The organism is Psychrobacter sp. N25K4-3-2 (genome assembly GCF_015351755.1).
Taxonomy (GTDB): Bacteria; Pseudomonadota; Gammaproteobacteria; order Pseudomonadales; family Moraxellaceae; genus Psychrobacter; species Psychrobacter glaciei.
Genome location: NZ_JADKLX010000001.1, coordinates 323,447 through 347,917, shown reverse-complemented (window position 1 = coordinate 347,917; position 24,471 = coordinate 323,447). Strand labels below are relative to the sequence as shown.

Genomic DNA, 24,471 nt, shown 5'->3' with positions numbered 1-24,471 from the left:
CTTGTTTACCATGTGAGTGTATAGTTAAGGCAGTTTTGTACCCATTCACTAAATATAAATAATTATGATGCTAATGAGTCTTTATACTTGTTGGTGTTTGTATGAGTGATTATAAAAGACAAATTTCATTTACTCTTATCTTAACCTTTCGTTATAGGAATTATATTATGTCAGACCGTTATGGTGATTTTGTTCAGTCTTCTATTGGTAAAAAAGTTGCAAAAAACTTAGGCTTGCCTATGCCAGTGGAGCTTGACCGTTTTGATAGTGGCCAGCCTTTGGTACGCGGTAGCGTCTTGGTTGGTCGTGCTAGTGGCGATGATAAAAGCGTGAGTGCTTCTGTTGCACGTATCTTGTCAGATGTACATGCTGATGTGTATGTAAACAGCAGTGATGACATCAAAGATGCGCTTTCTGATGCGGGTGTTGAAGCTAAAGCCAACACGGGCGGCGATGATAAGTTTAAAGTATTGCTTTTTGATGCCAGTAATATCAGCAATGCCGATCAGCTCAAAGAAGTTTATGAGTTTTTCCATACGGTTGCTCGCCGCGTAGAACAGTCAGGTCGAGTAATCATCGTTGGCCGTACGCCAGAAAACTTGACTGACATCGAAGCAGCATTGGCACAACGTGCGCTTGAAGGCTTTGTAAAGTCGGTTGGTAAAGAGTTTAAGCGCGGCGTTACCGCACAACTTATCTACGTTGAAGAAGGCGCAGAGCAAAACTTAGACTCAACCTTGCGATTTTTCACGTCAGCTCGCTCAGCTTATGTGTCGGGACAAGTGGTACGTGTCAGCACAGGCGATAACGTTGATGTCGATTGGACACAGCCTCTAGGCGGCAAGACCATGCTAGTCACCGGTGCAAGCCGCGGTATTGGCGAAGCCATCGCGCGTGTATTGGCTCGTGAAGGCGCTCATGTTATCTGTCTTGATGTTCCGCAGCAACAAGCTGACTTGCAAAAAGTCGCTAGCGAAATCAGTGGTTCTGTATTGACCGTTGACATCACCAGTGCTGATGCAGGCAAAGAAATCGCAGAAGCGGCGCAAAATCGTGGCGGTCTAGATTCAATCATCCATAATGCTGGCGTGACGCGTGATAAGACCTTGGCAAAAATGGATGAGAAAAAGTGGGACATGGTCATCAATATCAACTTAGGTAGTATCGCTAAGCTGAACCGCTATTTACTTGATAATGACGTCCTAAAAGACAATGCGCGCATCGTTTGCGTCTCATCAATTTCAGGTATCGCTGGTAATATGGGTCAGACCAACTACGCGACTTCGAAAGCGGGTGTGATTGGTTTGGTTGATGCCACGGCTAAGCAACTAGAAGACAATGCCAAAGGCATGACTATCAATGCTGTTGCCCCAGGATTTATCGAAACTCAAATGACAGAAGCCATCCCATTTGCCATTCGTGAAGCGGGTCGCCGTATGAACTCAATGAGCCAAGGCGGCTTACCAGTTGACGTTGCTGAAACCATCGCATGGTTTGCATCTCCTGCTTCTGGCGGTCTAAATGGCAACATTGTACGCGTTTGTGGTCAAAGCTTGCTGGGTGCATAGCTCTAGTTTATTTGTGGGTATAAGTGATGAGGTTGCTCATAGTAAATATGTGATATAACGTATTATTTTTTATTTACCTCACATATGCTTACGAAAAAATTGCTGATAAATTGTAATAAAGCTGCCCAAGGGTGGCTTTTTTATGATAAAAACACAGGAACCATAAGCCAAATTGTTTTTCGTAGTGATAAGTGCCTATACTGTTCATGAGAATAGCTATGAGACTGGCTATCAATGTATCAATGTATTAATGTATTAATGTATTAATGTATCAATGTGCTAATTGATGACAGGCTCCAGTACTTATAACTCCAGTACTTATAAAAAACATCGTTCAATAATAGGCTTAATCAACGACTTCATAGCATTTTAATATGCATTAAAAAATCAGCTTGAGCCACACTTAGGATTTATTATGTCAGACAAACATTATGATGCGTTGCCAAAAGCGCATACGACTTACGCCAATATTGTGAAAAGCCTACTGCCTATTGGCAATAGTGACAAAATCAGTAAAGATCAACTGCCGCAAGCGACCTATTATGTGGATGACCTGCACATTGATCAGGGCAATCTAAACGATTATCGTAAGATTTGCGGTTTTGCCGATAATGGTAAAGTGCCCATTACTTATTTTTCAGTGCTGTCACAGTCGCTGCAAATGAACATGATGGTCAAAGAGCCATTTCCGTTTGCTATGCTAGGTCTGGTCCACGTGGATAATAGCGTGACTCAGTATCGTCCTATTGGTGAGCGTGAGACGGTCGCTATGTCGGTCGCCTTTGATAACTTGCGTGACCATGCACAAGGTCAACAGTTTGACTTCGTGACGACGATCAAGTCAGAAGACGAAGTCATCTGGGAAGGGACGTCAACGTATCTGTCCCGTAGTAAAAAATCAGACAGCAGCAAAGATAAAAAAAGTACCCCGCGCCCAGTAACGATGAAGCCAGAAGTGAACGCAGACGGTGTGCATAGCATCTTTGAAGTGCCAGAAGATATCGGTCGTCGTTATGCTTTTGTTTCAGGTGACTTTAATCTTATCCATTTGCATCCGCTATCCGCGCGCGCGTTTGGCTTTCCTAAAGCGATCGCTCATGGTATGTGGTCAAAGGCCAAGTGCCTTGCCATGATGGACGAGCTACCTGATGCTTGTACGGTTGACGTTTCATTCAAATTGCCTATCTTTTTACCCGCTGAAGTAGAGCTTATCGCTGAGCCAGTAGCGCAGCTTGACAATGCAGACGATACTTGTGAATTTGGTTTGTATAGCTCTAAAAATGATAAGCCGCATTTGGCTGGTGTCGTTAAATTGCACAATAACCATTAATGAGCCGTTGGTAAAATGACCATCAGTGACCCAAATAGCTTTTATCTCAATAGCCCAATCTAACGAACAAATTTATAATTATGACTTCACATACAGCAGCAATAAATGCAGATCAACCTAATAGCCTAGCAGTTACTGATAATAACGTTCTAGATAATGGTGTCGATCTCGCCACTATGTTTGACCCTTACTTTCGTCCTGATGCAAACACCATTGTGTGCGGTGCGCTCGATGAGGGAAAAGTAGCGGCTTTGGCCGAAGCTGGGGTTGAGCTGGTCATTAATTTACAGCCCGACGAGGAGTTGAGCTTTGATGAAGCAGCAGCAGTCGCGCAAGCTGGCATGCATTATGAGCATCTGCCTATCAACGGTGTTGCAGACTTAAAGCAGCTTAAAATATTGGCATTTGATAACATCTTACGCCAACATCATGGCAAAAAAATAGCCATGCATTGTGGCTCTGGCAATCGAGTAGGGGCAGCCATTGCTCTGCGTGCAGGATGGCTTCGTGGTCGTAAGATGGACACTGCCATGGAGCGTGGTCGCAGCCATGGCTTGACGAAGCTTGAAGACGAAGTTTATAAGCGTTTGCTAGTACCGCGCTAAGACATAAAGATGATAAAGTGTTATTGAGCAGCACTGAGTAACAAAAAGGCGACCAATAGGTGGCCTTTTTTATGAGCAAATAGATGCTCAATATTAAGGCACTGAGGGACTTTTAAGACTTCGGCGTTTTTTTGACACTTAGCAATTATAAAAAATGGAGCAGGAAAACCATGACTGACAACAATAAAAAAACCAACCAGAATCTTGATCAGCAAATCGATGGCGAGTTTCAGAAACGCATGCAGCAATTATTGACTGATTTACAGCTTGACGATGCGCCCGCTGGCGGTGCTGTGGTTGTCTATCAGGACGGTAAATGTATCGCTCAGGCGAGCGTGGGCATGGCTCGTCCAGACATATCATGGCAGCCTGATACCTTGGCGATTAACTTTTCTACTGGTAAAGGCGTATTGGCAACGCTAGTGCATGTGTTGGTTTCGCAGCAGCTGCTTGCTTATGATGAGCCGATTGCCAGCTATTGGCCAGCCTTTGCTGCCCAGCATAAAAGTGCTGTTACGCTACGCAATGTTATGTCGCATCAAGCCAATTTGTTTTCTATTCAGAGTGTTGACGCGGACAGCGAAGCGTTGCTCGATTGGCAATTGATGCTCAGCAAAATTGCCGCAATGTCAGTCACTGCACCTGAAGATGCCGAGTTATATGACAGCGCTTACAGTGCTTTAGTTTATGGCTGGGTATTAGGCGGCGTCATAGAAGCCGTCACTGAAATGTCATTGGCTGAGGCGCTGCATCATTATCTGACTGAACCATTGGGTATCGCCGACAGTTGTTATTTCGGCGTGCCTGCTAGCAAAGTCGATCAAGTGGCGATGCTGGCCAAAAACTTTGCTGAGTCAAATGAGGACAGCTCACAGCTAGGTAATAGACGTCATAAACCTACGATAAAAGCAGACTCACCAGAGACGATACAAACTTATGCAAATCTGCCCAGTTATGGGTGTTGGCAGCAGCAAACATTAGCAAATAAAGAAACGGCAAATACAATTCAGGATGATGAGAAAAACAACCTATCTACATTAGACACCGCTCGTATTAATGGTTTATATTTCAATACGAGCAAGCTTAATCTAAGAAATTATAAATCGGCACTCATACCCGCCAATAAACAACCTATCGACTATTACCAGCGCCAGACACTACAGGCAGCCATTCCAGCAGCCAATGGTGTTGCCTCAGCGCAGGCACTGGCCACCATCTATGCGATGTTGGCTAATGGAGGGAAATGGCAGGGACGCACGCTTATTGATAGTGCTACTTTTGAGCAACTATCGACACCGCAAGTCAGAGGACTAGATGCCGTTATGCCAGCGAATATGGATTGGCGCTTGGGTTATCATCGACTATTTAGCATTTGCCAAAACGTAGACAGTGAGATGCTAAAGGCAAACCAGCAAGGATTTGGGCATATGGGTTATAACGGTTCAGTGGCTTGGTGTGATCCTGCGCAGCAACTGTCCTTTGCTTTTATTCATAACTTTGATACCACGATGCTCAATGATGTGCGTCAGTTTGCCCTAACGGAAGCCGTGCTTAGCTTAGTCTATTCGAAGCTTTCAAAGCGCTAGACAGACCCTAAGGTTAATGTAATTTATTGGGCGCTATTTTGAGAAGTCTTGTGGCGCTAAGACCGTGGATAAAAATTGAAGCTAAAATCACAATCGAACAGACTACCCATAATTTGAGCGCATCTTCCTCGCCGAAAAAACCTTGATTGAGCGCGTAAGATAAATAATATAGCGTGCCAATACCACGAATCCCCAGTGCTGAGATGGCATATTTTTCGGCGTGTGGGAGATTCAGGCCTGACAAGGCAATGAATCCACCAATGGGCCGTATCAATAAGAGGAAAGTGAAACTGACGATGTAAACGCGCCACGTTAGCTCAATACCTGACTGCAATCCTTGACCAAGAAACATACCGAAAGCAACAAGCACTAGCGACATGAGCAAACCTTCTGACTGTTCTGCAAAATCATGGAGCTTGTGGTGATAACTGTGTTTATGCTCTGAACGCCGGAAAGCAAAAGCCGCGACAAATACAGCAATAAAACCATAACTATGTATAAATTCTGCTGACCCATATGCCACTAGTGTTAGAGCGATGACCACATAACCTTGAGAAATGGTCGTTTCGTGGCTGTGCTTTGAAAACACCAATTTTGCCAATAGTTTACCGACAACAATACCAACCACCAAGCCTGCGCCAATTTTCCACAGTACATCATGAGTAAACCACGACCAGAGCATCTCACCCGTAAAACGCTGCCCTTCGCTAAAAGCCTCTGCTATTTTAATCGCTAAATAAACGAACGGAAATGCCAATCCATCATTCAATCCGGCCTCTGAGGTCAAGGTAAAGCGCGGTGTATCTTCACCGCCCGTATTTGGTGGCCCCACTTGAATACTAGAGGCCAGCACGGGATCGGTGGGTGCCAATACAGCGCCTAGCAATATTGCCGCGCCCATACTTAGACCAAAGGCATAATACCCCAACACTGCCATAGCAAAGATGCCAATCGGCATGGTGATAAGTAACAAGCGTACGGTAGGGCGCCATAGTTTCCAAGACAGCTCAGTATCAATCTTAATACCGGCACCAACCAAAGAAACCAATATCACAATTTCAGTCAATTTCTCGACGATTAAACCATTATCAAGTGGATTCAAGAATGACAGTGTCGTCCACGAATAACCCATGAGCAAGCCAAAGCTGACCTGTAGCATAGGTAAGGAGATGGGTGTCCGCTTAAAAATAATAGGAAACAACGCCCCTAATAAAAAGGCAATGCCGCAGACCAATAAAAATAAGTTATAGTGTTCAATCATAACGTTCAATACGTCCCAATTATCTTGATCTAAAACAACCTGTATGAATGATAAACAGAGTCGCCATCACCAAGCCTTATCATGACGTTAAAATTTTTTTATTACCGCAAAAAAACGTTATTGAAACGTCTGCTACGTTGTTTTTTGGTGAAAAAAAAGCCTGCATCGCGCAGGCTTAGGATGATAATAATAAATATGTCTTAAAAACGGGCCACTAAGATTTTTGGCTTAGCGCTCAACTTGACTCACATCGCGTACCGCGCCAGTATCGGCACTGGTGGTCATTGCCGCATAAGCACGTAGGGCAGGAGAAACATGGCGCTCACGACTGACGGGTTTCCACGCATCGCGGCCACGAGCTTCCATGACTTCGCGGCGAGCGGCCAACTCTGCATCGCTTACCTGCATATTGATAGTACGGTTAGGGATGTCAATATGAATGGTATCGCCTTCTTCAACCAGACCAATTGCACCGCCTTCAGCTGCTTCAGGGCTGGCATGACCGATCGAGAGTCCTGATGTGCCACCAGAGAAACGACCGTCAGTCAGTAGCGCACACTCTTTACCCAAGCCTTTAGACTTAAGATAAGTCGTTGGATAGAGCATCTCTTGCATACCGGGGCCACCTTTTGGACCTTCGTATCGAATGATGACCACATCGCCTGCAACGATATCGTCAGCCAATACCGCAGCGACGGCATCATCTTGTGACTCAAAGAGTCGCGCGCGACCAGTAAATACTAAGATGCTTTCGTCAACGCCAGCGGTCTTGACCACACAGCCACGCTCAGCGATATTACCGTACAGTACTGCAAGGCCGCCATCTGCTGAATAGGCATGTTGGGCACTGCGGATACAGCCTGACTCACGGTTGACGTCAAGGTTTGACCATTCTTTTGACTGTGAGAAGGCTTCAGTGGTGCGTACGCCACCAGGCGCTGCTATATAGCGTGCGCGTGCCTCAAGATTGTCAGGATTCATGATATCCCATTTATCAATCGCTTCTTTCATCGTCGCACTATGAATGGTCGGCAAGTCAGTTTTCAGTAACCCTGCACGATCAAGCTCGGCCAACAAGGCAAAGACGCCGCCAGCACGATGCACATCTTCCATATGGTATTTTTGCGAAGCAGGAGCGACTTTTGCAAGACAAGGAACACCGCGGCTTAAGCGGTCAATATCATGCATTTTAAAGTCAATTTCTGCCTCATTAGCAGCAGCCAACAGATGCAAAATAGTATTGGTCGAACCGCCCATAGCGATATCCAAGGTCATCGCATTTTCGAACGCAGCCTTGCTGGCGATTGAGCGCGGCAATACGGAATCATCATCTTGCTCATAACGGCGCTTGGCAAGCGAGACAATGGTGCGACCCGCTTCTAAGAATAGCTCGCGACGTAATGAGTGAGTCGCCAGTAGCGAGCCATTACCAGGTAATGCCAAGCCTAACGCTTCGGTCAAGCAGTTCATCGAGTTGGCAGTGAACATACCAGAGCACGAGCCACAAGTGGGGCAAGCTGAGGCTTCAATCGCGGCGACATCTTCATCACTAATGCTGTCATCAGCGGCATCCATCATCGCATCGACAAGATCAAGCTTACGAACGGTGCTGCCGTTACTGTCTTCATTATTGTGACTTTTACCAACCGTACTGGCTAGAATTTTGCCCGCTTCCATTGGGCCACCTGAAATAAATACCACTGGAATATTAAGGCGCATGGCAGCCATCAACATACCCGGAGTGATCTTGTCGCAGTTAGAGATACATACCAAGGCATCTGCGCAGTGAGCATTGACCATGTATTCAACAGAATCCGCAATCAAGTCGCGACTCGGCAATGAATACAACATACCGCTATGACCCATCGCAATACCGTCATCAACGGCAATAGTATTGAACTCTTTTGCCACGCCGCCTGCTTGCTCAATCTCGCGAGCGACCATTTGCCCCAAGTCTTTTAGATGCACATGACCAGGTACAAACTGGGTGAAGGAGTTGGCAATGGCAATAATTGGCTTGCCAAAATCGCCATCAGTCATACCTGTTGCACGCCATAGGGCACGTGCACCTGCCATATTACGACCACCAGTAGAGGTTTTTGAGCGATAATCCATGTGATATTCCTTACAAATAAGCGAGATTTATTAACGTGTGCAGCATCAGCTTTGATGCGGATAGTGTGCTTTTTATGCAGAGTGAGTACTAGTGAATAATACTAATTCGTTACCATACCATTAGCTATGAATAACTGAAAATAATGCATAGACAATCATAAAGGAGTTGTGGTTAAAACACTACTCAAGGCGTTCTAAAATTGCCGTGTCAAACCATGGTAGCTCGGCTTTATCCGCTTCTAATTTGGCAATGACAGTTAATGCATGAGAGGATAGTAGTTGTTGATAGTCAGCACTAGCCTCAATAGTTAGTAATGGCTCTTCAGTGTTGCCTTGCTCATCGATACTCATTAAAGTTTGCTTGTCGTTTTTATATAGAACATCAACGCGACCAAAAAACTGCCAGTCTTTAAAAGCGGCTGTCATCGCGTCTTCTGCATCTTTGGTATATATTTGCTGCGTCTCTTTGCCCGTATTGGTCCAATGTAGACGTACGGCTAATTGCAGTGCCTCACTAAAGACCACCAACGAGCCAATCACTTTGACATGCCAAGGACTAGACAATAAATCATTAGAAATATCTAAGAGAGTCGCGGCCTCAGCAGCAGTCATGGGTGTGTTAAATTGAGCGAGTAAGGTAGGTGTCAGCGGATGCGTCTGTTTAATAGCGTCATCCAAGCTATCATAATGATATAAGAACGGCAATGGCAAGTCTTGCGTGACCGTCTTTTTGCTAATTTTGCAATTATGAATACGCCAGCTAATGGTGGTATCTGTTAAAGCCTCTGCCAAGACAATCGTATTTGGATTTATCTTTAGGAGATTATTATTTTGAGTGTCACTTTGATCGCTACTGACAACAGCAACTTGTTCATCGCTTGCAGATGTAGGCGCATCTGTGTTGTCGTTGAGGTCATGGGCTAATAGCGTATCTGTGTCATGCGATGTGGTGGTATTGTCTGATAATTGAGTCGGCAAGGCAGTCAAATTCATAACTCCAGCGTTAGCAAAATAGGGGGTTAATATAACATTTAATAGAGGATACTCGCCAATAAATTAGCGTGTTTGAATGGTCTGTCAGTACAAAGATAAATTTGATTTTTTCACTTATAGTCAGTGAAAAGTAATATCGATACATCACGCACTGCTGATATTAATTTTTCTTGCTTGCTGTGCCTGTGCAGACAGAGGCTACAAAAAATTAATATTAGCAGTATCGTCGCGTTTTTGGGGTATTTTGACTCTATCTGCTGCTTGTACTTAACCCACATTTCGTCCACTATGTTGCAGATGGCATATTCACTACTCAAAATCATAAAATAACCAAAAGGAATGATAATGACTGAAGTTAAACAACAAGCTGATTATGACGATAACAACATTTTTGCCAAAATGCTAAACGGTGATATCCCGTATCACAAGGTTTATGAAGATGATAAAACCCTCGCTTTTATGGATATCATGCCGCAAGCAGAAGGGCATGTATTGGTCATCCCTAAGCAAAAAGCCGTTGATTTGGCAGGTCTTCAACCTGATTATGCCGCTGCAATACTAATGACATCCAAAAAGGTCATGCAAGCGCAGCGCCAAGTGTTTGAGCGTGAGGGCGTTATTCAGATGCAGTTGAATGGATCACAAGCAGGTCAAACGGTGTTTCATTATCATGTGCACCTGATTCCATCGAGCATTCATGAGTTGGGTCGCCATGCAGTGACGCAAGCAGATCATGAAAAACTGGCGGAAATTGCCAAGCAACTTGCGGCAGTGATTGCTGCTCAATAATATATGTCTTTAACGAAGAATTTTTGAGAGTTCCAAAATAGATAAAAAGGTCGCTAGCAAGCGGCCTTTTTTGTTGCTTGGTAATAGTCATGTAATAATCGTTAAAGTAATGTTACAAGATAAGAGCTTATCTGGGGTTCAGGCAAAGAGTGTGATACAAATTATATTTTGTTAGGCATATCTGTTTCATATTGCTTCTACGAATAACCTTTTCATAAAATAAAGCTGTATTAATTTGAGGATATCACTTTTTATGAGTAAATTACCTCGCTCTACTATCTTATTGCCAGTGTTTGTACCTGCTGCTGTCATCATGATTTTATTGGTGGTTGGCACTGCTGCAAATCCTGAAGCGGCGGGCGCACTATTTAGTACTGTTTTGACATTCACCACCAATACCTTTGGTTGGTTTTATATGTTGGCAGTCGCGCTGTTTTTAATGTTTATTATCGCGCTGGCATTTTCATCTTATGGCACTATCAAGCTTGGGCCTGATCATGCTGAGGCTGAATATAAATTCCTTGAATGGTTTGCCATGCTGTTTTCGGCAGGTTACGGCATTGCCTTATTGTTCTTTGGTGTGGCCGAGCCAGTCATGCATTTTGCCAGCCCGCCATTGTCTGATCCGCAGACTATTGAGGCGGCAAAAGAAGCGATGCAGATTGCTTATTTTCATTGGGGTTTTCATATTTGGGCGATTTATGGGGTGGTAGGGCTATCGCTGGCGTATTTCTCTTTTCGCCATGGTCTACCATTGTCGATGCGCTCCACGTTATATCCTTTAATTGGTGACAAGATTTACGGGCCTATTGGTCATACTGTCGATGTGTTTGCAATTGTGGGTACACTGTTTGGTATCGCGACCAGCTTAGGGTTGTCAGTATCGCAAATTAACGCTGGCCTCAACTATCTGTTACCGGACCTCATTCCAGTTAATACCACCGTACAGGTCATTGCTATTGCATTGATTACCGCTGCTGCACTGGTCTCAGTGCTGGCAGGTATGGATAAAGGTGTCAAGCGGCTGTCTATATTGAATATGGTGCTGGCGACTGCGCTGATGATTTTTGTGTTTGTCGTAGGGCCAACGGTCTTTATCCTAAATGCCTTTATGGAAAATACGGGCAGCTATTTGGGTAATATTGTCGAGCGCACCTTTAGCTTGCAAGCGTATGAAAACAGCGATTGGATCGGTAGTTGGACGTTGTTTATTTTTGCTTGGACAATCGCATGGGCACCTTTTGTTGGTTTGTTTATTGCCAAAATTAGCCGTGGTCGTACCATTCGTGAGTTTGTACTTGGTGTCATGCTAGTGCCAACGTTCTTCACTTTCTTTTGGTTTGCCGTATTTGGTGATACTGCATTGCATATGATTATGGTAGATGGTTATACCTCGTTAATTACTGAGGTACAAAACAACCAAGCGATTGCCTTGTTTAAACTGCTAGAAAACCTGCCTTTCACTGAGTTTGTGTCTTCATTAACCATACTACTAATCATTACCTTTTTTGTGACGTCGTCAGATTCAGGTTCATTGGTTATTGATTCGTTAGCAGCAGGCGGTCGGAGTGATACGCCATGGTGGCAGCGTACGTTTTGGGTAGTGACCGAAGGGGCGGTGGCCGCTGCGTTATTGCTTGCCGGTGGCCTAACAGCACTCCAAACGGCTTCTATCGTTAGTGCCTTACCTTTCGCGATTATTATATTGATATCGATGTTTGGCATGTGGCGTGCGCTACGTATCGAAGGACATCGTAACCAGAGCTTGGGTAATGACAGCAAACTACCACCGCACCTGCTTAAGCCATCAGCATGGCGCGATCGTATCGATTACATCACTGATCAACCAACCCGTGACAAGGTTTTAAACTATATCAAAGAGGTGATTATGCCCTCAATGGTAGAGGTTTCAGCCAAATTTGCAGAGACAGGCTGGACGACTGATGTCAATTATGATGCGGTCAATAATCGTGCCGTGCTTGAGCTGCATCGCGGTGATGATGTCGAGTTTTGGTATGAAGTGCGCCTATCTGAACATGATGCGCCGGATTACCATACTGAAAGTACAGCAGGTGAGTTGCCACAAGAGCATCATCATCGTGCTGAGGTTTATCTGCGCCGTGGTGGTCAGACCTATGATTTGTATGGCTATGAGACAGAGTCCGTCATCAACGATATCATTGATCAGTTCGAGAAATATTTGCACTTCTTAAATGTGTCACCGGACAGTTTGCCGTGGCGTATGCAAGAGCACGATGATGACATTACGTTGGAGCAGGGCAGCGTGTTTGATAAATAGTTGGTTTGGCGCTTAAAGACTGATGTTTGTGGGTGCAAGTTATTCGAGTGAGTCGCTTGCAATATGCGTATGAACCCTTAGAATAACGGCTTGATTTCATTGACCTGTTTTTATTAATAAGTAAGCCGTTATTTATGTCTATAGATATTTCAGTCTCTGAGACTCTGCAAACGCAGATTGCAAGCGATCATCCCTTATTACAGCCGTTGAATATCGGCGGCTTGACGATTGAAAACCGTCTGATAGTCGCACCAATGGCAGGAGTCACAGATAACCCCTTTCGCCGTTTGTGTAAGTCATTTGGCGCAGGTCATGCCGTCAGTGAGATGATTATCGCTGATACCGCGCTTTATGCACGCAAAAAATCGCTATACCGTGCCAATTTCGATAATGAGATCGCCCCTATTTCTGCACAAATAGCGGGGGCGGAGCCAAACAAACTGGCGGAAGCGGCTCGCTATCAGATCGATAATGGCGCACAGATTATTGATATTAATATGGGCTGTCCCGCCAAAAAAGTCTGTCGCAAGCTGGCGGGTTCCGCCTTGCTTCAAGACGAAGATTTGGTGGCACGTTTGCTGGATGCTGCGGTAAATGCCGTCGATGCGCCCGTCACTTTAAAAACACGATTGGGCTATGAAAATGGGCGTGAAAACATTTTGCGCGTTGCAAAGCGAGCAGAGCAAGCGGGCATTGCTGCCATTGCCATTCATGGACGTACGCGCGAGGATATGTATACGGGTGAAGCGCGTTATGAGCTGATACGTGAGGTTAAAGAAAGCATCAGCATTCCAGTCATTGCCAATGGTGATATCGATAGTGCGCAAAAAGCGCAGCGTGTTTATGAATTGACGGGTTGTGATGCCGTAATGATTGGACGAGCGGCACAAGGTCAGCCGTGGATATTTCGCGATATTGAGCATTTTTTGCGTACTGGTGAGCGTCTTGATGCGCCAAATGTTGGCGAAATCAAAGAAATTGTACTGGCGCATTTACAAGAGCTATATGACTTTTATGGTGAATACTCCGGCTGCCGAATCGCCCGTAAGCACATTGCTTGGTATACGACGGGCATTCCAAACTCTAATGCTTTTCGTCAAGCAATGTATGGTGAAGATAGCACCGCTGGGCAGTTTCGTGTGGTCGAGGATTTTTTACAGGCTCACGAGTAAGGCATAAATAGCTATTGGCTATGAATAACTGATTACAACTTATCAGCATGCTCAGTCTTTGATGTTTTTTCAGGCACAGACTTGGAGTGTTGCCAAGGAAAGCGACCTTCTAATTCTACTTGTAAAGATAAGCTTAAAAAAGTTCGAATGAGCACAATAAACCCCAGTACCAAAACACTACGCAGCGTAGGCTCTGTAACGACAGTAGCCATAATGTCAGCAGCAATGAGCACTTCAAGCCCTAACAAAATGGACTTGCCAACCGTCTGTCTGATCTCGACGTAGGTGTCATGGGTGAAACGACCTGTTGAACGAACGCCTCTATAAAAAGCATAAAGCAGTCCAAAGAACATAATAAGGACACCAATGACTTCAACGATTTTGGCAATGAAATCAATATAATGAGCCAGTATTTCTACCAAGGTGTGTTCTCCTTATGATGCGTAAATTGCAAAAACAATTATAGCCAAAAAGCTGGGAAAAATGGGATGTTAAATTTGCAGCCCTTTTACTGGGTAGTGTACTCAATCTAAACGAAAACGCCTAAATGGGTTAAAAATAGCTAAATCTTGCCAAATATAGTCAAAGTATCCTAAAAACGCGTCGGTATTGCTGATATCAATTTTTTGTAGCCTCTGTCTGCGCAGGCACAGCAAGCAAGAAAAATTAATGTCAGCAGTACGTGATGTATCGATATTAATTTTCACTGACTATAGCTGATGGATATCTCGATATTATCTACGCTAGTTTCCTTGTTTGGCTGCCATTTACCTCGTTTTTATCACCATTTTAAAAATGAGGACACACCCTAGTGGTTCGCAAAATTATTTTTATCAAATTTTACTGGTACTTTTTCGAGTAATTACAATGTAATTTTGGTATTCTAGAGCTGCACACTATTGGGAATATAATAAACAAAAAGGATTTTTTATGGCTACTCCCTCAAAAAAGGCAATTAGCAAAGCGGTTAAAGACAAACATATCATCATTACTGGTGCTTCAAGCGGTATCGGTGAACGTACAGCCTTTTTGCTTAGTGAATGCGGCGCTCATGTCATTTTATTAGCACGTACCGAAGAGAAGCTAAAAATAGTAAAAGAAAATATTGAGGAACTTGGCGGTAAGGCCAGTTATTATCCTTGTGACTTGACCAATATGGATGAGATTGAAAAAGTCAGCGAGCAAATTTTGGCTGATTTTGGTCATGTTGATGTATTGGTCAATAACGCTGGTCGTTCAATTCGACGTTCGGTGCACGAATCTATTGATCGTTTCCATGATTTTGAGCGTACCATGGATATCAATTACTTTGGCGCTGTCAAAATAGTTCTTGGATTTTTGCCGACGATGATTGAACGCCAAGCCGGTCAAATTGTTAATATCTCATCTATTGGCGTACTGGCAAACAGTCCGCGTTTTGCCGCCTATGTCGCCTCAAAATCGGCATTGGATGCCTTTAGTCGCTGCTTGGCTGCTGAAGTGAAAGGCGATAATGTCACGATTACCAATATATTTATGCCATTGGTACGCACACCGATGATTGAGCCAACCAAGCTATATCGTTACATGCCTGCGCTGATGCCGGATGAAGCGGCGATGATGGTCGCGAAAGCGATTGTTCATAAACCAAACAGTATTGCCAGCAACATGGGTAAATTTGCGTCGGCGACTTATTCGTTAGCACCAGCGATCAACGTTGGTATTCAATCGATGGGTTATCGTATTTTCCCAAGTACCCGCGCAGGACTGACTACCGATAAAAAACCAAACCTTGCTCAGCGTGCCTTTGCCAGAATTCTTCCTGGTGAGCATCACTAGAATAGAACTTTTATTAGCTCTGAATAATTAAAAAAGGATACTGCGGTATCCTTTTTTAATGTCTTGAAAATAATAGTAGACAAAGTAGGGGTATTTTTTAGCATCTCTATGTTGATGCTTCCTACTATTAAGATGAGATAAAATCATTATTTGTCGCCACATGCTTTTTATTACAGCTTATGGAGCTTTAAATTCAGTATATTTATTTCTTTACTCTAGTCAATTTAGATCGCTTCTACACATACATCAAGTCACGTTTTAGATACTCGTAGTTGATATATTTAAATGATTTGATAGGCTTAACTTTTTACTGATTAAGCCATCAAAACCTCCGCTATCCAAATTTATTTCATGCTTCTAGAATTATTAACATGAATTTTATTCATGTTATATTTAAATAGTATCGTTTTTATTCATGTAATGTTTTAGGTATGATTCACCCCATACAGAAATTCATTTTTATCTTAGTTAATGAGATTAGGGTAGGGGATTACCATGAATAAACAATTTACATATTCCATCTCAAGCATTCGTTTTGATGAAAACTATCAACCTGCAGACAGCACACGCCTGACGACGAATTTTGCAAATTTGGCGCGTGGCGAGAATCGTCAAGAGAATTTGCGCAAGACATTAACCATGATCAACAATCGTTTCAACGATCTAGCACATTGGGATAATCCGACAGCAGACCGTTATTCTGTCGAAGTTGATATCATTTCTGCCGACTTGGATATCGAAGGCAATGGTCATACCTTCCCAGTCATTGAGACCTTAAAAACAACGATCATCGATCATAAGGAAAACAAGCGTATTGAAGGTATGATCGGCAATAGCTTTTCCTCTTATGTGCGCGATTATGACTTTAGTATTGTGTTACCAGAACATTTTGCAAACCATCCAAAATCCGCACCGCCAGAAGAGTTTGGCGATTTGCATGGCAAACTGTTTCAACATTTATTGAACTCAGAGGCCTACCAAGCTAACTTTGACAAACAACCAGTGATTTGTCTGAGTGTGTCAAGCAGTAAAACCTATCAGCGTACGGGCAATCAGCATCCTGTATTGGGAGCCGAATACAGACAAGATGGCGGCTCTTTGAACAAGGGGTCATTAACTGATGAGTACTTTTCCAAAATGGGCTTAGCAGTGCGCTATTTTATGCCTGCTGGTAGTGTGGCGCCTTTAGCATTTTATTTCGCGGGTGATTTGCTAAGTGATTACACTGACCTTGAGCTAATCAGTGCCATCAGTACTATGGAGACTTTTCAAAAGATTTATCGACCTGAAATTTACAATGCCAACTCGACCGCCGCTCAAATATATCAACCCAGCTTGAAGTACCAAGATTATTCACTAACGCAAATTGTGTATGATCGCGCGGAGCGCAGCCAGATGGCGGTGACACAAGGTAAATTTACGGAAGACGAGTTCATTAATCCTTACCAAGACATTCTTGAAGAATGGGCGGCAAGCTACGATGTTGCAAGCGAGACTGTGCAAAGAGAAGCGGTGCAAAGAGAAGCGGTGCAAAAACGCGCTGATGATAAACAAGCTGCCTAGGGCGTGTCCTCAATTCAACCGATAGCGATCTAAATGGGCTAAAAGTGGTTAAATCTTGCCAAACATCGTCAATTAGCTAGGTAATATATCGATATTATCTAGCTAATTGACGATGTTTGGCAAGATTTACCTCACTTTTATCCTCATTTTTAAAATGAGGACACGCCCTAGCATAACCTCACTGGACGCCAAAATAAAAAAGTAAACATTATAGAAGATTAAAAATTATGAAACTATTATTACCGACATCGACAGCGGGTAGCTTACCAAAACCTTCTTGGCTCGCTGAACCTGAGAAAATTTGGTCACCTTGGGCATTAGAAGGCGAGCAACTGCTTGAAGCCAAACAAGATGCCTTACGTTTGACATTGCAAGAACAGCAGCATGCTGGGATTGATATCGTCAGTGATGGTGAGCAGACCCGTCAGCATTTTGTGACTACCTTCATTGAGCATCTAGATGGCGTCGATTTTGAGAATCGTAAAACCGTTAAGATTCGTGATCGTTATGAGGCAAGTGTACCGTCAGTCGTTGGGGCGGTGAGCCGTCAAAAGCCAGTGTTTGTAGACGACGCTAAATTTTTGCGGGCGCAAACCGATCAGCCCATCAAATGGGCGCTGCCAGGGCCTATGACGATGATTGATACACTGTATGATGGTCATTATAAAAGCCGTGAAAAATTGGCTTGGGAATTTGCTAAAATTCTGAATCAAGAGGCGAGAGAGCTTGAGGCGGCTGGCGTGGATATTATCCAGTTTGATGAGCCTGCGTTTAATGTGTTCTTCGATGACGTCAACGACTGGGGTATCGCCACGTTAGAGCGCGCTATCGAAGGTCTAAAGTGCGAAACGGCGGTGCATATTTGCTACGGCTATGGTATCAAAGCCAATAATGATTGGAAAAAGACACTGGGTTCAGAGTGGCGTCAATATGAGCAAGCGTTTCCAAAATTGCAGCAGTCAAGCATTGATATCATCTCGCTTGAGTGCCAAAACTCGCACGTACCGATGGATTTGATTGAATTGATTCGCGGTAAAAAAGTAATGGTCGGCGCTATCGATGTGGCAACCAATACTATTGAGACCCCTGAAGAAGTGGCAGATACCCTACGCAAAGTCCTGCAATTCGTCGATGCAGACAAGCTCTATCCTTCGACCAACTGCGGCATGGCACCTTTGCCTCGCGAGGTAGCACGCGGCAAGTTGAAAGCATTGAGCGAGGGCGCGGCAATCATTCGTCAAGAGCTGAGCGCTTAGTTACTGGCTCGCACTTATCAATAGGTGGGATAGGTTTAATCAAGTTTGTTTATTCGGTTTGATTGAAATACTGTGAGTAGGCCATCAAGTAGTCTTAATGCCATTTAGAGATAAGTCATAGCCAAATTTAGGAGTTCAGCGATGAGTAAAGATATGATTGAAGCCACCGACTTTAGAGATGCCATGTCGCTATTGACGACTGCCGTTAATGTGGTTACCACAAAAGGTAGCTCTGGTATTCATGGGTTTACGGCATCTGCGGTATGTAGCGTCACAGACACACCGCCTACCTTGCTGGTCTGTATGAATCAGACCTCTCGCTCACATGCCCACTTTCTTGAAAACAAAACGTTGAGTGTCAATGTATTAGGCGCACATCATGAGCCAATATCTAATGCGTTTGCCTCCAAATTAAGTTCGGAAGAACGATTTAAACAGGGCGTTTGGACGCAATTAGCGACAGGTGCGCCTATTTTAGAGGATGCGCTGGTCAGTTTTGATTGTGAAATTCAGGATATTCAAGAAGTCGGCACGCATAGTGTCTTTATGTGCCGTGTGGTTGCCATTAAGCACGCCGTATCACAAGGTGGCGCTGATGAAAGTTTGGTGTATTTTAATCGTGCCTATCATCAAGTGGGTCAAACAGAAATTGCTTAAGCTGACTTTCTGACATTGATTATTTAATGGTCATCTAACTATAGTCAGCTCAATATAAAGAAAATACAGTAAAACTGGAATGAATTTTTTGTAGCCTCTGTCGGCGTAGGCACAGCAAGCTAGAAAAATTTGTATCAATTTTACATTGTCAGATAACGTATCCATTTTATTTAGCATCGACTATAAAACTATCCTTTAACCGAGAAGTAACTATCCCGTGGAAATACTCATTTTTTTAATAATTGGTGCGCTAGCAGGGTTTGCTGCAGGGCTATTTGGCGTGGGCGGTGGCACCATCATCGTACCACTATTATTTATCGTCTTTACCCAAATGGGCTACAGCCCTGATAATATCATGCATTTGGCGTTAGGGACATCACTAGCGACCATTATTGTCACCTCTATTAGCTCGCTCATGGCGCATAATAAAAAGGGCGCGGTCATGTGGCCGGTCTTTAAAAATCTGGCACCAGGTCTAGCGATTGGTTGCTTTTTGGGCGCGGGAATAGCAGGGCAAATATCTGGGCTATATCTTCAGCTTATCGTTGGCGTATTTTTACTTTGGGTCGCCTATAAGATGTTTTTCGGTGGTAAAAAGCAGGTCGCTAGTCATTCTAATGATATTAATCCAGAACTGCCGTCTAAGCCTAAGCAATTAGCAGCAGGCGGAGTTATCGGTGTCGCTTCTGCCATTTTTGGTATCGGCGGTGGCAGCTTAACCGTCCCTTATCTCACGCGTTATGGCGTGGTCATGCAAAAAGCCGTCGGCACCTCAGCAGCGTGTGGTTTACCGATTGCCATTGCTGGTGCGTTAGGCTTTATGATTTTTGGCATGCAGCAGCAAGTAGATGTGCCTAATACTATTGGCTTTGTCCATATTTATGCCTTTTTAGGCATTAGTGTCATGAGCTTTTTTACTGCGAAGCTAGGCGCGAAAGTCGCGCATATACTATCACCAGCATTACTAAAAAAATGTTTTGCGATATTATTAACTGTGGTAGGGTTTTATTTCCTTTATAAAGGCTTGCTCTAAGTGCCGCTTATAAAGAAAAATAGTTAAGCAGCTGCCATGCATTAATACAAAATTCTATGGAAAATATGACAATCCAATATTTTTTATTTAGCCAAATACTTGCCACAATATCCAGAACAATCCTGTCATGATGAAGATAATGATTAGCAACCGCTTTGCCCAATACGGTAAAAGCGGTTTTTTATAGCCCAAATCATTCAACTGGCTGTCGACACCTCGCTGTAGGCTTTTGAATCCTTGATCTGTTTGAGTGGTTTTCACACGGTTTTTTATTAAACGATCTGGTTCTTCCTCTGCTTGCTCTCTATCAAAACTGATCGCTTGATTAGGAATACCTTGCTTATTGGCAATAGTATTTAATTTCTGCTGTTGTTTTACCTTTAATGCCGTCTCATAAGCATCGATTCTACTCTTTGCTTCATCCATACTGATGTTTTCATCTGCTGCCAATGTTTTGATCGCCATCACCAAATTGTTTTTTTCAATCATCATGATGATCGCTTTTGGCAACTTTGTATTGACTGGTTTTGCGCTAGGATCAGGATTAAACATGATTGTCCTTATTACAACATGAGAGTGTGAATAGGTCGTACGGTGGTTCATTATAACCATTTTCTATCAGCAAGATTCAAGCAAAAAAATACCGCAATCATAATAATGACTGCGGTATTTTAATAGTTATCTTTATCAGCACTTCTGCCAATCTTCGATAAATTATAGATCTTTCCAGCGTTGGATAGACTTTTTGATCACTTCTTTAGCTTCTGCAACATCATCCCAAGATTCAACCACTGTGCTACCTGGTTTTTTCAGGTCTTTGTAATGGCTGAAGTGGTACTCTAACTGGTTGATTAGCTGCTTCGGCAGATCAGCTAGGCTGTTGTAAGCATTGCCTGTGTCACGGTCATCAGCAGGTACGACAACGATTTTGTCATCCACTTCGCCATCATCAACGAACTTCATGACGCCGATTACTTTGGCTTTTAAGAAAATACCCGTTGGTAATGGCTGCTCAGTTAGCAATAACACATCTAGCTCATCGCCATCTTCGTCTAGCGTTTGTGGGATAAAACCATAGTTGCAAGGTTTGGCAAAAATCTGTGGATCAATACGATCAAGCTCAAATACGGCCAATTCGCGATTCCACTCAATTTTATGGCTGCTACCAGCAGGGATTTCTACTACTACGTTGATAATGCCGCCATCTACGTCGCCGGCGTCCAAAATTTTGTTAAAATCTGCCATAAAATGCTCCAATTTTCTTTTGTTTTAAGTGTTTGAATAATCAATGATAGTCAAAGGATTGAGCTGGACAAGCAGTAAGATTATTACTGTGCCCGATTTGTGCTGCATGCAATTATAGCAAGTTTGGTCTGAATTTTCTCATAATGCTTAAGTCTAAGCGGGCAAGATATTATGCAAAAAAAGATTATGCAAAATGGCCTCAGAAAATCACTTGGGTGCTATTGCTCGTAGCTCAATCAGTCCTGCATGACGTTTGGCAATATTATCAATAAGCTTTTGGGTCACTTGCTCATAGCTCAGGGAATTATGTATGTGCTGAGCTGTTTGCGCCTCTGGCTCTTTTTGTATGGTCAAAAAATCAGCCAAGCGTAGCATTTGCATGCCAGCGTAGCCGCAAGGATTGATGGCATTAAAAGCTGATAAGTCACAATTGATATTGAGTGCAATGCCATGATAGCTAAAACCATGCTTAATCTTAAAACCCAATGAGGCTATTTTGCCAAGCATGATTTTGTCATCCAAAGAAGTGTTCTGGGCTTGCGCATCATTATCAGCAACAGTATCAGTATCAGTATCTGCATATAAATAAACACCGGGTGCATCACGGCGAGCGTGGGCGCTGATATTATCACTGATAGATGACGATGAGTTCTGTAGACAGTCATTTACCATGTCCTCGATCGCTTGCTCTGCATGCGATACAAGATTGCGTACACTCCAGCCTATACTGTCCAGATCAAATAACCAGTATACAACCAGCTGTCCATGACCATGCCAGGTCACCTGTCCACCGCGATCCGTCTTGATAATCGGGGTGTCAGTTCGTTGCAAGATATGTTCTTCTTTACCTGCTTGCCCAAGCGTGTAAACGTCGTTATGATCGACAATCCATAGCTCATCAGGCGTGCGTAAGCCTTGCTCTTTTTTGAGTGCGATACGCTCCAAGGTGCGCGCTAGCATAGCATCATGGGTAGAGACATAATCGGCGGCCGACAGCGATTTTGTAAGAAGGGTGTCGTGAAGAAAGGTATTGTGAGTCTGCTGCGTGACATTTTGCATAAGCGTGACTGTCTTATTGGTTGTCTGGTGTAAAGTATTGGCGAATTTTAACGATGGCGAAAGTTCAACACGCCCCAATACTGAGTGTAGCAGTTTTTGTGATTATCGCCCAAATTTTAATCGATACCTACTATAAAGCCTAAATATTAAAGAGAATATAATTAAAGAGACCATAAAAGGCGATATATCCTTTAAATGATGATTCAGTGCAGCTATTGTCCCTGTGACCGACACGTATTTTATACAAACCCAGCAGTCAATCAAAGACACTGTTCATTGCTTAGTCAATGCGCTACATTAAACAGCAACGAATGGAATCTTGTTAGTTTTTATAATGATATGCGCGTGTGCAGCTATTTCCGCTAGCGCTTAAAGACAAATATAGAGTTATCAATCAAATATAGCGTGCTGACTCTAACGCTTATGACAAGGAAGATACATGACAGACAATAATCAGAACACCACTAATCAGGCGCATACCAGTACCGATAAAGCGCTTAGTATTATGACTACTATCGATGAGATGCAAGCGCAGTTTTCTAGATTGCAAGCATTGAGCCGTGCTCAGCCAATAAATGATTGGGCGACACGGGAGACTCAATTAGACAACTTAGAGATGATGCTTAGCGATAACCAACACAAACTTGCTCAAGCGATTAGCGCAGATTTTGGCTATCGCAGTGAGTCTGAAACCCAATTTGCGGAGCTTGTTCCCAGTTTTACGGGTATCAGCCATGCCAAAAAGCATGGCAAAAAATGGATGAAAACACGCCGTGCTTCTATTTCAGCATTATACATGCCAGCTCATAACGAGATTCAGCCGCAGCCATTAGGTGTGGTTGGTATCATGGTGCCATGGAACTATCCATTGTTCTTAGCCGTCGGGCCAATCATCGATGCGCTCACAGCAGGCAATCGAATCATGGTTAAGATGAGTGAGTCAGCACCGCAGTTCGCGCAAGTGTTTGCAGATCTCATCGCTCATTACTTTTCGCCCGATATGGTTTGTGTTGTACTGGGTGAAGTAGAGATCGCTGCCGCTTTTAGTAAGCTGCCTTTCGATCATCTATTGTATACCGGCTCTACTGAAGTAGGCAAAAAGGTCATGGCTGCTGCTGCGCCTAATTTGACCCCAGTCACGTTGGAGCTTGGTGGTAAGTCACCCGTTATCGTATTGGACGGTGCCAATTTAGAGGCGGCTGTCAATCGTGTGATGATGGGTAAAACGCTCAACGCTGGTCAAACTTGTATTGCCCCTGACTATGTCCTAATCCAGCGCAAAGATCACGAAGCGTTCATTGGCTTAGCAAAAGAGTGGATGCAAAATCATTATCCGAACATCAGCGAAAACCCAGATTACTCACGTATTATCAATGGTGAGCAGTTTAAGCGTATCAAAGGTTATCTAGATGGCGTCTCTAGTGAAAACATTCATAAGATAACTGACGCAGACTATGATATCGAAACGCGGTTGATGCCACCAGTTATTATCAGTGAGCCTGCACCCGATAGTGATGTGATGCAAAACGAGCTGTTTGCACCGATTCTGCCGTTGATGCACTATGATACGCTCGATGATGCGATCGATTTCGTCAATGCTCGTCCACGTCCATTAGCGCTTTATGTGTTTGGTGAGCGTAACAGCGACATAGAAAAAGTACGTGACAATACGGTATCAGGTGGCTTAGCTATTAATGAAGTGATCCTGCATGTGGTGCAGCACGATTTACCGTTTGGCGGGGTTGGGCACTCAGGCACTGGCGCGTACCATGGCAAAGCTGGTTTTGAGCGTTTAAGTCATATGAAGCCTGTGTTTGTACAAAATAAGCTCAACGGCATGAATTTACTATTGCCACCATATGGTGGGTTATTTAACAAAGCCATGGCATTTATGATGAAGTAAGTGTGACGAGACTACCTGTTTAATAACGATAGCATCTACGCAAGTAGGTGCTATTTTTTTGTCCAAAAAACAAAGTTTTGATGATTATAGTATTTATTTTTGATGGCTTTATAATATTTTTTATATATAAAAGAAAAGCTGAACCTAGCCAATAGTTATCATAATCATTCTCATATGTCGCTACATTTCTTAATATTACTAGACGGTAGTTATGGTAAG

General features: G+C 43.5%; 20 protein-coding genes. 13 read left to right on the top strand and 7 right to left on the bottom strand.

The window, feature by feature from the left end; all coding sequences use genetic code 11:
- Positions 1-167 precede the first annotated feature (167 nt).
- From IOD06_RS01370 to IOD06_RS01355, 4 genes are all read left to right on the top strand, one after another.
- Positions 168-1,568, top strand: a complete 1,401-nt coding sequence (locus tag IOD06_RS01370) for a 3-oxoacyl-ACP reductase (RefSeq protein WP_194618690.1) — start codon at positions 168-170, stop codon at positions 1,566-1,568.
- A 415-nt stretch (positions 1,569-1,983) separates the two neighbouring features.
- Positions 1,984-2,898: a MaoC/PaaZ C-terminal domain-containing protein gene (locus IOD06_RS01365; RefSeq protein WP_194618688.1), complete on the top strand. Its 915-nt coding sequence runs from the start codon at positions 1,984-1,986 to the stop codon at positions 2,896-2,898.
- 80 nt (positions 2,899-2,978) lie between these two features.
- Entirely contained in the window at positions 2,979-3,503 is a 525-nt protein-coding gene (locus IOD06_RS01360) for a sulfur transferase domain-containing protein (RefSeq protein ID WP_194618686.1), read from the top strand.
- Between the two features lie 170 nt (positions 3,504-3,673).
- Positions 3,674-5,089: a serine hydrolase gene (locus tag IOD06_RS01355; RefSeq protein ID WP_194618684.1), complete on the top strand. Its 1,416-nt coding sequence runs from the start codon at positions 3,674-3,676 to the stop codon at positions 5,087-5,089.
- A gap of 13 nt (positions 5,090-5,102) precedes the next feature.
- Here IOD06_RS01355 and IOD06_RS01350 read toward each other — a convergent pair whose 3' ends face one another.
- From IOD06_RS01350 to IOD06_RS01340, 3 genes are all read right to left on the bottom strand, one after another.
- Positions 5,103-6,350: a sodium:proton antiporter gene (locus tag IOD06_RS01350; RefSeq protein WP_194618682.1), complete on the bottom strand. Its 1,248-nt coding sequence runs from the start codon at positions 6,348-6,350 to the stop codon at positions 5,103-5,105.
- A 228-nt stretch (positions 6,351-6,578) separates the two neighbouring features.
- Positions 6,579-8,465 (bottom strand): dihydroxy-acid dehydratase, encoded by a 1,887-nt coding sequence (gene ilvD, locus IOD06_RS01345; RefSeq protein WP_194618680.1) that lies wholly within the window; start codon positions 8,463-8,465, stop codon positions 6,579-6,581.
- A 180-nt stretch (positions 8,466-8,645) separates the two neighbouring features.
- Complete coding sequence (locus tag IOD06_RS01340; protein WP_194618678.1) at positions 8,646-9,458, bottom strand: hypothetical protein; 813 nt, start codon at positions 9,456-9,458, stop codon at positions 8,646-8,648.
- Between the two features lie 345 nt (positions 9,459-9,803).
- Here IOD06_RS01340 and IOD06_RS01335 point away from each other — a divergent pair, with 345 nt between their 5' ends.
- The 3 genes from IOD06_RS01335 to dusB all read left to right on the top strand — a co-directional run bounded on the left by IOD06_RS01335 (position 9,804) and on the right by dusB (position 13,718).
- Positions 9,804-10,247, top strand: a complete 444-nt coding sequence (locus tag IOD06_RS01335; protein WP_194618676.1) for an HIT family protein — start codon at positions 9,804-9,806, stop codon at positions 10,245-10,247.
- A 253-nt stretch (positions 10,248-10,500) separates the two neighbouring features.
- On the top strand, positions 10,501-12,546 hold the full coding sequence (locus IOD06_RS01330) for a BCCT family transporter (protein ID WP_189581574.1): 2,046 nt from the start codon (positions 10,501-10,503) through the stop codon (positions 12,544-12,546).
- A 134-nt stretch (positions 12,547-12,680) separates the two neighbouring features.
- A complete protein-coding gene (dusB, locus tag IOD06_RS01325; protein WP_194618675.1) occupies positions 12,681-13,718 on the top strand; it encodes a tRNA dihydrouridine synthase DusB in 1,038 nt (345 codons plus the stop codon).
- A 32-nt stretch (positions 13,719-13,750) separates the two neighbouring features.
- Here the strand turns inward: dusB and IOD06_RS01320 are convergent, their stop codons facing one another.
- Positions 13,751-14,140 carry a DUF1622 domain-containing protein gene (locus IOD06_RS01320; RefSeq protein WP_194618674.1) on the bottom strand — a complete coding sequence of 130 codons (390 nt, stop codon included), beginning with the start codon at positions 14,138-14,140 and terminating at the stop codon, positions 13,751-13,753.
- A 508-nt stretch (positions 14,141-14,648) separates the two neighbouring features.
- Between IOD06_RS01320 and IOD06_RS01315 the strand changes: the two genes are divergently transcribed.
- The 5 genes from IOD06_RS01315 (at position 14,649) to IOD06_RS01295 (ending at position 20,045) form a co-directional block, all read left to right on the top strand.
- On the top strand, positions 14,649-15,536 hold the full coding sequence (locus IOD06_RS01315) for an SDR family NAD(P)-dependent oxidoreductase (protein WP_189581584.1): 888 nt from the start codon (positions 14,649-14,651) through the stop codon (positions 15,534-15,536).
- 495 nt (positions 15,537-16,031) lie between these two features.
- Entirely contained in the window at positions 16,032-17,099 is a 1,068-nt protein-coding gene (locus IOD06_RS01310; RefSeq protein WP_194618673.1) for a DUF1852 domain-containing protein, read from the top strand.
- Positions 17,100-17,326: 227 nt separating this feature from the next.
- Entirely contained in the window at positions 17,327-18,355 is a 1,029-nt protein-coding gene (locus tag IOD06_RS01305) for a methionine synthase (protein WP_194618672.1), read from the top strand.
- A gap of 153 nt (positions 18,356-18,508) precedes the next feature.
- Positions 18,509-19,012: a flavin reductase gene (locus IOD06_RS01300; protein WP_194619586.1), complete on the top strand. Its 504-nt coding sequence runs from the start codon at positions 18,509-18,511 to the stop codon at positions 19,010-19,012.
- 217 nt (positions 19,013-19,229) lie between these two features.
- Positions 19,230-20,045: a sulfite exporter TauE/SafE family protein gene (locus IOD06_RS01295; RefSeq protein ID WP_194618671.1), complete on the top strand. Its 816-nt coding sequence runs from the start codon at positions 19,230-19,232 to the stop codon at positions 20,043-20,045.
- A gap of 87 nt (positions 20,046-20,132) precedes the next feature.
- On the opposite strand, the gene IOD06_RS01290 is transcribed toward IOD06_RS01295, so the two are convergent.
- The 3 genes from IOD06_RS01290 to lipB all read right to left on the bottom strand — a co-directional run bounded on the left by IOD06_RS01290 (position 20,133) and on the right by lipB (position 22,349).
- On the bottom strand, positions 20,133-20,597 hold the full coding sequence (locus IOD06_RS01290; RefSeq protein ID WP_189581596.1) for a hypothetical protein: 465 nt from the start codon (positions 20,595-20,597) through the stop codon (positions 20,133-20,135).
- 162 nt (positions 20,598-20,759) lie between these two features.
- On the bottom strand, positions 20,760-21,290 hold the full coding sequence (locus IOD06_RS01285; protein WP_110923013.1) for an inorganic diphosphatase: 531 nt from the start codon (positions 21,288-21,290) through the stop codon (positions 20,760-20,762).
- A gap of 207 nt (positions 21,291-21,497) precedes the next feature.
- Positions 21,498-22,349, bottom strand: coding sequence for a lipoyl(octanoyl) transferase LipB (lipB, locus tag IOD06_RS01280; RefSeq protein ID WP_194618670.1), 852 nt, complete (start codon positions 22,347-22,349; stop codon positions 21,498-21,500).
- Positions 22,350-22,788: 439 nt separating this feature from the next.
- Here lipB and IOD06_RS01275 point away from each other — a divergent pair, with 439 nt between their 5' ends.
- Complete coding sequence (locus IOD06_RS01275) at positions 22,789-24,252, top strand: coniferyl aldehyde dehydrogenase (RefSeq protein ID WP_194618669.1); 1,464 nt, start codon at positions 22,789-22,791, stop codon at positions 24,250-24,252.
- The last annotated feature ends 219 nt before the right edge of the window (positions 24,253-24,471 follow it).